Annotated in this window: 6 protein-coding genes; 1 reads left to right on the plus strand and 5 read right to left on the minus strand. The window is 48.6% G+C overall.

Annotated elements, in window-relative coordinates; translation table 11 throughout:
• Nucleotides 1–34 precede the first annotated feature (34 nt).
• The 5 genes from BLT91_RS26880 to BLT91_RS26900 all read right to left on the minus strand — a co-directional run bounded on the left by BLT91_RS26880 (nucleotide 35) and on the right by BLT91_RS26900 (nucleotide 7,160).
• A complete protein-coding gene (locus tag BLT91_RS26880; protein ID WP_090826894.1) occupies nucleotides 35–1,189 on the minus strand; it encodes an MBOAT family O-acyltransferase in 1,155 nt (384 codons plus the stop codon).
• Nucleotides 1,190–1,317: 128 nt separating this feature from the next.
• Nucleotides 1,318–2,241 carry a hypothetical protein gene (locus BLT91_RS26885; protein ID WP_368086861.1) on the minus strand — a complete coding sequence of 308 codons (924 nt, stop codon included), beginning with the start codon at nucleotides 2,239–2,241 and terminating at the stop codon, nucleotides 1,318–1,320.
• Nucleotides 2,242–2,407: 166 nt separating this feature from the next.
• Nucleotides 2,408–3,607, minus strand: coding sequence for a class-II aminoacyl-tRNA synthetase family protein (locus tag BLT91_RS26890; RefSeq protein WP_254777150.1), 1,200 nt, complete (start codon nucleotides 3,605–3,607; stop codon nucleotides 2,408–2,410).
• Between the two features lie 7 nt (nucleotides 3,608–3,614).
• On the minus strand, nucleotides 3,615–3,872 hold the full coding sequence (locus tag BLT91_RS26895; protein WP_090826896.1) for an acyl carrier protein: 258 nt from the start codon (nucleotides 3,870–3,872) through the stop codon (nucleotides 3,615–3,617).
• Nucleotides 3,873–3,923: 51 nt separating this feature from the next.
• Nucleotides 3,924–7,160, minus strand: a complete 3,237-nt coding sequence (locus BLT91_RS26900; RefSeq protein WP_254777151.1) for an FG-GAP repeat domain-containing protein — start codon at nucleotides 7,158–7,160, stop codon at nucleotides 3,924–3,926.
• 247 nt (nucleotides 7,161–7,407) lie between these two features.
• On the opposite strand from BLT91_RS26900, the gene BLT91_RS26905 reads away from it, so the two are divergent.
• Complete coding sequence (locus BLT91_RS26905; protein WP_090826905.1) at nucleotides 7,408–9,951, plus strand: U32 family peptidase; 2,544 nt, start codon at nucleotides 7,408–7,410, stop codon at nucleotides 9,949–9,951.
• The last annotated feature ends 366 nt before the right edge of the window (nucleotides 9,952–10,317 follow it).

Consider the following 10,317-nt stretch of genomic DNA (forward strand, 5'->3'; position numbering starts at 1 on the left):
AAATGGTAAACAACCATTACAAATTATACCACTATCATCGTGTGAAATGAAGCAAACCTTTATAGATCCGAAGGACCGTCTCATAATTGGAACTGTAAATAATTACTGAGAAAGTTACCAACGCTTGTGTCACCAAACAGCGGAAATAGAAATAGGTTTTGGATACTTTCTTTTTGTTAACGGTCGTGATTTTAAATATATTTTCGATAGCCAGAATGATCCCATGATAAAGCCCATAGAAGAAATAAAGCCATGTAAAACCATGCCATAAACCAATTAAGACCATGATCAGAACAGACAAGCTGGAGGCAACCCAGCGCGACGGAGCAGAACGTGAGAAGAACATGAAGATATGATCACGGAAAAAATCGCCCAGCGTCGCGTGCCAGTTGCGCCAAAACTGCGTCATAGAAGGAGAAAAAAGTGGTCGCTTGAAGTTTTCAGGCATCGTATAGCCCATCAATCGACCAAAGCCGATCGCCATATCAGAATAACCAGAGAAATCGAAGTAAATGAGTGCATAGAACCAGATCAATAGAAATAGCGACTGATGGGTATGCAGATCCTGTTTCAGCACTTGATCAAAAATACTGGTCATCCAGGTGACGACGACGATTTTCTTGAACAGGCCTAAGATGATCCGTTTTACACTATCTTCGAAGAGAGCAGCGTCTACGCTGTAAGGCTTTTTGCTATCCGCCATGAAATCACGGAATTTCAGAATCGGCCCCGAGGTAAAGGTTGGGATGAACAGCAAATAGTTCGCGTAATCAATGGCAGTCACTTGGCCTTCTTTACCGAAGAAATAGGCGAAATAATAAGCGTCGATCACTTTAAGGACATTATAAATGAGCCCTAAATAGATGATGGCATCAAACAGCGGATTGTGGAAAATGCCCATGACATAAAGCCGAACACCGAGAAACACCCCTATTACATTTGCAGCAATCGCGAAAATAAATGTAGCTTTACGCCAAACCGTTGTTCGGCATAGATAAACAAAGCCAGCATAATTAATGACGGTGAAGGCAGCATAGAAAACGAGCAGCTTCTGGCTGAACAGCAGTAAAAAGCAGAGGCTGAAAATAATCATTAGAATGCGTTTGTTATCGGCCCACTTGCGGGTGAGCATCAGAACAGCAACCATACCAATCATAGCGACAATTGCGTTCATGTGCATATAAAACATAGCTATAGAACTCCTCGCTTGGAAAGCTTGATTAATCTAATCTAGACTTCAAAAAGCTCGGACAGACTAGAATTTCTCGTAGATAAACAAGCCCTTGCCGGTAAAATAAATGAAAACCAAATACAGCATCACGAGATAGATGAGGACTTCGATGGTTTTCCTAAGGATTTTAACCATGTGTCAACCTCCTTCGTAAATAGCGGAGCGCCTTCTTCACGGTTCAAGTGGACAAGGTCATGGAAATAACGCGGATCGTAGGTGTGCATCAAATCCAGCATAGGCACATTAGCAGCTTTCAATTGGCGGTTCACTTCTTGCTTCAGGGATGCTACGTAAGGCGGATCCGCATAGCCTTTGTTCCACGGCATCCAGATCACACGCAGGGGCAGGTGATGCTCATTTGCGTAGCTAATTACCCACTGCATCGCATGCAGATTCGCTTGAAAGTCTTTCAGGGTCATGGAGCCGAAGCGCTTGTCATAATCGTTCCATTTCGTTTGCAGAAAGGCATCGTCTTTGTGACCGGGATACAGCTCTTTATCAATCCACCGGGGTTCGTAGGCGAGGCTGCCTTTTCGCAGATTACGAGCAAACTCTTCACCAGAATCACGGAAATAATCGCGGTACGTATAGACATAAGGTTGATACCAAGGTTTGAACCACTGGTAAGTTGGATCGGTTTCGAGAGCGTCCAGCATGGTGTGAACATCGATGCCGATCACAAGCTCATCCTTGACCTGATAAAGGTTTTTTTCCAAAATTCCCTTAAGGTCGGTCAATTTTCCATAAGAAAGTCCCATCTCAACTAAATGAGCGTCGGACTTCTCTTCGATATAAGCACCCGTGACGGACGAATTACCGAAGAAAACCGGTCCCGATTGAGACCAGCCGTGGTGGTAAAGCGTTTTGGTAAAGTCGTTTTTGTAAAAACGGCGTGAACTAAGCATCGGATTCCACCAGGAGATGAGAAGGTCGGAAACGATGATGGCTAGCAGCAAGCCGAGCACGAAGCTATTCTTTTTGAGAAATGCAGCAGCTTTCAACGGGATCACTCATTATCTTGTATGGGATGGACTCTTCTTTACACCAGCTCATTGAAGAGCACGTGAAGTAGTCATTTGGCCCACGTGCTAACAAAATGCTGTAAAATGAATCAGCTAATGATATCATGTGGGCCATTTTTAGTTATTGTTTGATATAAAAGCTACAGTTAAGCACTTACAGAGCCTTCTCCTGCCAAGCATGGTACTGCTCACGGAAAGTGGCTGGCCATTGCTGCTCGTCGAGACCGTACTGTGCCAAGAACGCGAACGTCCAACGCTCGATACCGAAGCCTACGCAGCCTGTAACGGCGTTGCGCTTGCCCATTTTAATATTAAAAGCATTTCCGAACGTATTGCTATGGAAATTGACGGAAGAGCAGGCGATTGATTTCTTCACATGCGGAATACTCAAGCGAAGCTCGTATTTCATCTCTTGATTACGTTGGAAAGATGCTTTCACTTGGAAATCGTTCGTAAAGAAAGGGTCGTTAGCGATCTCCATCATGCTGTCCACATTCCATTCAACCGCGAGCTCTTTGAGATATTCAATCGATTTCAATCGGTTTTCTTTAACGAAATCCGGCTTACCGACGAAAATAATTTCGCGCATGGAGAAGTCGAGCAACCGACCGAAATCGGTGTGGTTTTTGGACTCGAAGCGGTGACATTTCGCAATGGCCGTCACGACGATGCCGTCACCTTCAAGTGTTTCATTCTCTAATCCTTCATAGCAATGGTAGCAAGTTGAAGGGTTCATCATGAAGTTTGGCTTCACCATGTTGTGATCAAGTTCCAAAGGTTGGTCTTGGTTCCAACCGCCAGCTTCGCGGATTGATTGGGAGAAGGATTCGATGACATCCAAATCCTCACGCAAATGGGTTACGAAGTGGATATGCTCAGGGAACGAAGTGAAATGGTTTGTTTTGTTCAAAGTATGACTATGAATGACCGCTGGATAGGACTCTTCCTGCATGTCTTCGAACCGCTTGGCAATTTTCGTAACGAAGGAGTAGTCGAAAAACCGCATTAAGCTGGAGAAAGGCTCACGGAAAATGAAGAGGCCGGGTTCTAACACCTTAATGGCTTTTCGCTCTACGAGTTCAGCGATGATATCGCCTTCGTAAGGGGTATTGACTTTATGCTCGAACAGAATATTTTCTTTGAAGCCGAAATCACCGTGGGAGAAACGTTCGATTAGACGCTGAACCCGCTCTGTGATACCTTCGTTTCCATTCGGTGAGTTATGAGTAATAAGGATGTGGCCATCAACAAGAGTGATATCTTGAATATGCTCATCCGCAAAGGCGGACGCATATTTAACTTGTCCATGCTGACTTTCAGCTAGGCCCTCTAAAGAAATTTTACATGTCATCATGAGTGGATTACCTCGCAGTCTTCTTGGAAATAAAATCGGCAATTTCGCTTACGGTGTTCATGGAATACAGCATTAAATCTTGATTCGTCACTTGGATGCTGTACGTTTTCTCGATATGGGCGATCAGCGCAGTAGCACCGATGGAATCGATAAATCCATAATCAAACAGATGAACATCAACGTCAAAATCGTCGTCGTCCTCAGCAATTTCGTAACGCTCGCGAATATGCTGCTCAAGCTGCGCTAATAAGTCTTCATTAGACATGATAGAAAGCCTCCTGATTAATGTAAAAGTGGGTAGTAACGCAGCTTAATGTCACTGCGTCTTATTGGTGAAGGAAATGGTCGTCAAATCGCCATATCGGGTAATGGTGTACATATGTGTTTGTGCGTCATACGCAATCTTCAACTCGGGTGATCCGCCAAACAGAAGTTCAGTAGGACTGAATATCTTCACTTGCTGAAGGCCGGCTGACTTCACCTCTAAGTGGTGAGTCGTTCCTTGTTGGGTTAACTCGAAAGGTACATTGGAACGCACAACATGAAGTTGTTCCTTGGTCGGTCCAACGCCAATCGAGGAGGGCTTACCCAATCCTACATAGAACTGATTGTCTATCGTTGTGTAAATATCTGAGTCGCTGTGCAGGGAGTAAAGTGCTAGTTTTTCGCCTTTTTCGACGACGACACCAAGTGTTGTGGCATACTCATCAGCTAAACTTGGCACCTTGGCTGTATTCGGTGTCAAAGTGGCATGAAAGTGTGGACTGCCGCCCGATAAACGATCTTTCAGCTTGTCCCATAGATAGGAGGCCCAAGACTGGCTGATCCGAACCTCGCTTTTCATAGCGGTTAGAAAAGACTTCGCCATTTGTTTCTCGGTCATAAAATTATAATCATGCTTCGTACGAAGCTTGTCAAAGTAGTCAGCAAACTCGGTTAAATCGGCAATTTTGGATGGTACGGGAAAATGGTACTCGATGTGCTCGAAATAATCAATTGGCATATCTAATTTTACCATGGAATCAAAAACATCCGTCGTCGCATAGACTCCTGTCCGCAGCACCGGAGTCGGTGTATGAATCAGCATCGTTGGATCCGTATTCCCTTCGTTATCCTGCAGGAGAAAGGGAAGCGACCAAATCGAATCGGGACGGGCAGTGACCTTCGATTTAGAAGGCAAAAACCCGAAATTAAACCAAATCCCCTCCTGCTGTTCGCTTCGCAGGGTTTGCTGGACAATCTCATTATTCACGCGCCATGTATGCTGATTTGTACCAGGATGCAGCCAGGGGATACCTAGCTTACTGAAGGCTTGCTTATGCATAGCAAGCTCGGCGCGTTCCTGTTCAGCACTTTTAAAATTATGCACGAACATATGTGGATCAAGGTCCAGATGATTGTTACGCGCATATTGAATGAATTCCTTCAACTGCGCTTGATAAGGAAACTGCGGGTCGTCAATCGAAACGGGGGACCCGAACTCGATACCTCCGACGACCAGATCGTCTTTGCCGTCGTGATTGAGATCCAGCCAAAGCGGGACGGAATTGTGTCCAGCAACCAAGGCGTGATTGCCGACTTGGTTCAGGGTTGAGCCCTGTAGGGGACCTTGTGGCGTCCAAGCGCCATCGGCACCTTGGAGATACACTTGTAGGTCCCCGTCGCTGCTGCCGACCACGAGATCGAGTCGGCCGTCACCGTTCATGTCACGCGCCGTTGGCGCGGCGTGCGTGGCATTGCGTGGCAGCGTGATGATCTCGCTGCCTTGGTCTAGTGTAAGGGCCGCTGCGCTGCGGCCCTTGTAGAGCCATACTCGTCCATCGGCACCGCCTAGGACGAGGTCGAGCTTGCCGTCGCCATCGATGTCGGCGACGAACGGCGCTGCAGGCCCTCCGGGCAGCTGCAGCGGTTTCCCGCCCGCGAGCTGCGCCGCGGGCTTTGCGAATCTGCCGCTAGCAAGCTGCGGCAGCTGGTACAAGGCCCCGGACTCGTCGGAAACGACGAGGTCCGTGCGGCCGTCCCCGTTCACGTCTGCGGCGCAAACGGTGCTATAGGGCTTAAGCTGGAGCGGCTCGCCGGACTCCAGCTGTACCTTCACAGGCGCGCCGAACGTGTCCGGCAGCGCCATGCCCTCAGGCGGCGGCTCGGTCGCGTAAGCAGCCGGATCAGCCCCAAGATTCGTGTAGATGTACACGAATCCGTCGGCACTGCCGGCCAGCACATCGGTGCGGCCGTCGCCGTTCATATCCGCGGCGGCCGGGTACGCGCGGTAGGGCAGTTCAATCGCGCTCGACAGATCGCGATATTGCGGGAACGTGACCTGCCGAAGAGGCTTGCCGGCAGACATCACGTGAAGCCCGCTCGCGTAACCGGAGCCGGGCAGCTCACCGACGAATTTCGGCTGCGCGTTCGTCCCTGTGTTGAGCTGCACCGTCAAGCTCTCGCGCCATTGCCCCCAATAGAAGGCGCCGCGCACGAGCGTATACGAGGGAATCTCGTCATACTTTTTTAGCAGCTCTGCCCAAGCAATGCCGTCCTTCTGCTGAATAGCCGGCATTGCCTCAAAATGATTCTGAAAGGCCATCGCAGGCCTGCCATAAGGGCCAAGGATTTTTCGTACACTGTAACCGAGTGTTTCCTTGGACACATAGGCGAGCAGCTCGCTGCGGTACTGCATGTTCGCGGCTGCAAATTCGAAGCTAAAGTAAGGCTCAATCGTCAAAGCTCTTTTATTAAAATAAGTCGTTCCCGGAACAGGTTTACTCTCATCTTGATATTTCGCAACCAGTTGAGCGAAACCCAGATTAGGGTCCATGCCGCTTTTCATATCGTAGCCGGTCGGAAAGTATCGGTTCGGCAGAAAGTTACTGCTGATCAGCACGGTACCTTTGCCTACGCGGTTCTGCATAGCAAGCGAAACGGGGTTCCCAGACACGTTCATCGAAACGATCGTTTGACCTGTGGAAGGAACGAAGCCGTATCCCATGTTAAAGCCTGGCAGGTCTTCTAGCAGATGATGCTTGAGGTAGCTTTGACTAAACAATTGAAAGGTTTGCTGCAAGCCTTGCAGATTAATAGGTACCTGTGGGTAGCTGAGACTTTGAGTGTCTGTGGCCAATTGAGGTGCACCAAGGCTAGTGAGCGGTACTTTTTGTAAGTCAATAATCCTCTCAGCACCTAGAAAACCCAGCGGAAAGAGGGTAGAAAACCCATTTTCCACTAACAAATGTCCGCCTTGCTTCACATATCCCATGAGCTTCGTAGTTTGTTCTGTCCACTTGGCATCTTGTACAAGGGAAGGATCCAGATAGATTGCATCGTACTTGCGAAGCTGGCTAGCGGATAAGGAAGGCAGGCTTTGCTTGTCGATGAAGACGCCTGCTTGCAAGGTTTGCTGAAAATTTCCGTAGGCTGCCGAATCGTATAGATCCCCGCTCGTCGCATAGAGGAGCTTGGTTTCATCTACTTTGGGCAAAAATACAAGTAGGCCAAACATGAGTAAGATGCTAAGGCCTAGTCCGACAACTAATTTCAGAACACGAATTTTCGACAAAACCAAAGGTATCCCTCGATTGCTAAAAAGGTCACTATCCTTGACATTATAGCATTCATAGGTAAGTTTGTTAACTTCTAAAGGGTTTATGAGTTAGGAGGTAACGTTTGGGAAATAAGCTGAGCTGTCGGATATTGGCTAAGTTTGTAATTGCCCTTGCCCTAGATTCCTACCTAAACTTTCTGTTACACTAAAGAGAAGACTTTGAGGATTACCCGAGGATCTATTATTGAAAGGATTTGCTGCCATGCGTACGATACGCAGAGAAGATATAGAATTACTGGCCCCTGCGGGGGATTGGGATTGCATGAGGGCGGCTGTCGCCAATGGGGCGGATGCCGTGTTTTTTGGTGTGGAGAAATTTAATGCGCGGGCACGAGCGCACAACTTTACAATGGCTGAACTGCCGGATATTATGTCGTTCCTTCATCTATATGGGGTTAAGGGGTTCCTGACCTTCAACATCCTCGTATTTGAGGAAGAATTGAATGAAGCAAAGCAGTTGATCGAGGCCTGTGTAGACGCTGGTGTTGATGCTGTCATTGTTCAGGATTTGGGTCTTGTTAAAATGATTCGTGAAATCTCTCCTGATTTCCCGATTCATGGATCAACGCAGATGACGATTACATCGCCGGAGGCCGTTGAGTTTACAAAGCCGTTTGACATTGAACGGGTCGTCTTAGGGCGCGAAAATAACCTAAAACAGATTAAACAAATCGGCGATCAAGCGAAGCTTCCAATGGAAGTGTTCGTGCATGGCGCGCTTTGCGTTTCTTATTCGGGTCAGTGTCTAACCTCCGAAATGTGGGGAGGCCGTTCCGCTAATCGAGGGGAGTGTGCGCAGGCTTGCCGTTTGCCGTATGATCTGATGGTCGATGGTGTGCAAAAGCCGATGGGCGATGTGGCGTATTTGCTGTCGCCAAAGGATTTGGCAGCGATAGAGATCGTCCCGGAGCTTATTGAAGCTGGCGTACGTTCTTTCAAAATTGAAGGGCGTCTGAAGACCCCTGAATATGTGGCCAATGTCGTGAGCAAGTATCGCCGTGCGATTGACCGTTATTTCGATGGGGAGGATGCTCGTCCGACTAAAGAAGAGGTTCGTGAGCTTCAGCAAAGCTTCTCGCGTGGATTTACGGTTGGTTTCTTGAATGGAACCAACAATAAGCAGCTCGTCGACGGAACGTTTCCGAAGAGCCGCGGGGTGTTCGTGGGCCGCATCAAGCAGATTTTGCGCGATGGGGTAATCTGTGAGCTGGAGGCGCCGCTCAAGCGCGGTGACGGGCTTGTTTTCGACGCGGGGGATCCGACGAAGAAGGAAGAAGGCGGTCGCATCTATGATTTGCGCCGCAAGGGAGAGAAACTCGAAGGCGAAGCCGAGGGTGGACTCATTGAGATCATTATGGGCCGCAATGATGTGGAACTGGGCCGTCTGCATGTCGGGGACCGCATCTGGAAGACGAATGATCCACAGCTGGACAAGCGCCTGCGCCAGACGTTCGAGACCGACAAGCCTTACCGTACTTTCCCGGTTAGCGTCAAGGTCAGCGGAGTAGAGGGTGAGCCGCTCAAAAGCTGGTGGACGGATATTCAAGGCGGACATACCGTATTCGTACAATCCGAGCTTTCCCTCGTTCGCGCGGAGAAAAGACCGATGGACGAACAGCTCTTTACGGAGCAGTTCGGGCGCCTTGGCGGTACGATTTATGAGCTCAGTCAGCTGGATGTGCAGCTGACCGGCGAGCTGATCGTGCCGATGCGTGAACTCAACAGCATGCGCCGCATGGCTGTTGAACTGATGGAAGACGAGCGGCAGAAGCCGCGTGCTTACATGAAGCGTGAAGTCGGCGTGTATGACGACGTGCCTCAGGCTGCTGCTGAGCACCAAGCCGCCATGAACGCTCCAGCTCTTTCCCTAGCGGATCGAAACGCAGTTCAGCTCACCGCACTTTGCCGTAACCTGGATCAGGTGAAGGCTGTGCTTGAGACAACGGAAATTGAGTTTATTTACGCTGATTTCGAATTTATTAAGCAGTTCCCTGCGGCCGTAGAAGCCGTTCGTGCAGCTGGGCGCAAAATCGCTTTGGTAACACCGCGTATTTACATGCCAGGGGAAACGGGCTATTTTAACCATATATTAAAGCTTAACCCGGATGCGGTGCTGATTCGAAATACGGGCGCAGCCTACTTCTTCTTGAAGCATCGGTTGGAAAATCCGGACGCGCCGAAACCGCAGTTAATCGGAGATTTTTCACTTAATGTAGCCAACCACAAAACGGCTGCGTTGTTTTTGGAAGCGGGTCTTTCAAAGGTTACCCCTTCGTATGATTTGAACATTCAGCAAATGGTTGATTTGCTTCGCCGCGCTGAAACCTCCAAGCTTGAGGTTGTTATCCATCAGCACATGCCGATGTTCCACACGGAGCACTGTGTGTACTGTACGTTCCTGAGTGAAGGTACAGACTTCACGAACTGTGGCCGTCCTTGCGAGGATCACAGCGTTTCTTTGCAAGACCGTGTCGGTATGTCGCATCCTGTTCGTGTAGATGAAGGCTGCCGCAATACGGTGTACAACGCAGTGGATCAATCAGGTGCAGAGTACTTGAGCCATTTCATGGATCTGGGGATCCGCTCCTTCCGTGTCGAGTTCCTTGAAGAAACACCGGACAAGGTGCGTGAGATTCTCGATTTGTACCGCCGTGCGATTGACGGTGAAATTAGCGGAACGCAAGTATGGCGTTCACTGAAAGCCACAAACCAGCTGGGTGTAACTCGCGGTCAATTGGTGAAGTGATGGATCTGTAGTGTAGTGGGTTTCGAAGGTTGAAGTCCTACTGTAAAACATACAGTTAATTTTCACCTTGAAGCCTATTTCGGAGGTAATCCTGTAAAAAGTACATCAAATTATCGGGAAAATCGGAGCTTTGGCCTCTTAGGGTGAGATTAACTGTACTTTTTGCATGTAAATGTGAAAATAGGCACTTTAGGCGGGATTTTGCTGTATAAAATGCAGTTTGTCTTCGGGTGTGGGTGATGCCGCGATGTAGCCTTTAAATTCTTGAACAGAAAAGCTCCCTTAGGGGAGCTTTTTTATGTTTCTACTCTCATCCGTTTTAAACCACCTCCTTAGTTCTCACTCACTCTATCAGCTCGAAACAAC

Source organism: Paenibacillus sp. yr247 (assembly GCF_900103825.1).
Taxonomy (GTDB): domain Bacteria; phylum Bacillota; class Bacilli; order Paenibacillales; family NBRC-103111; genus Paenibacillus_E.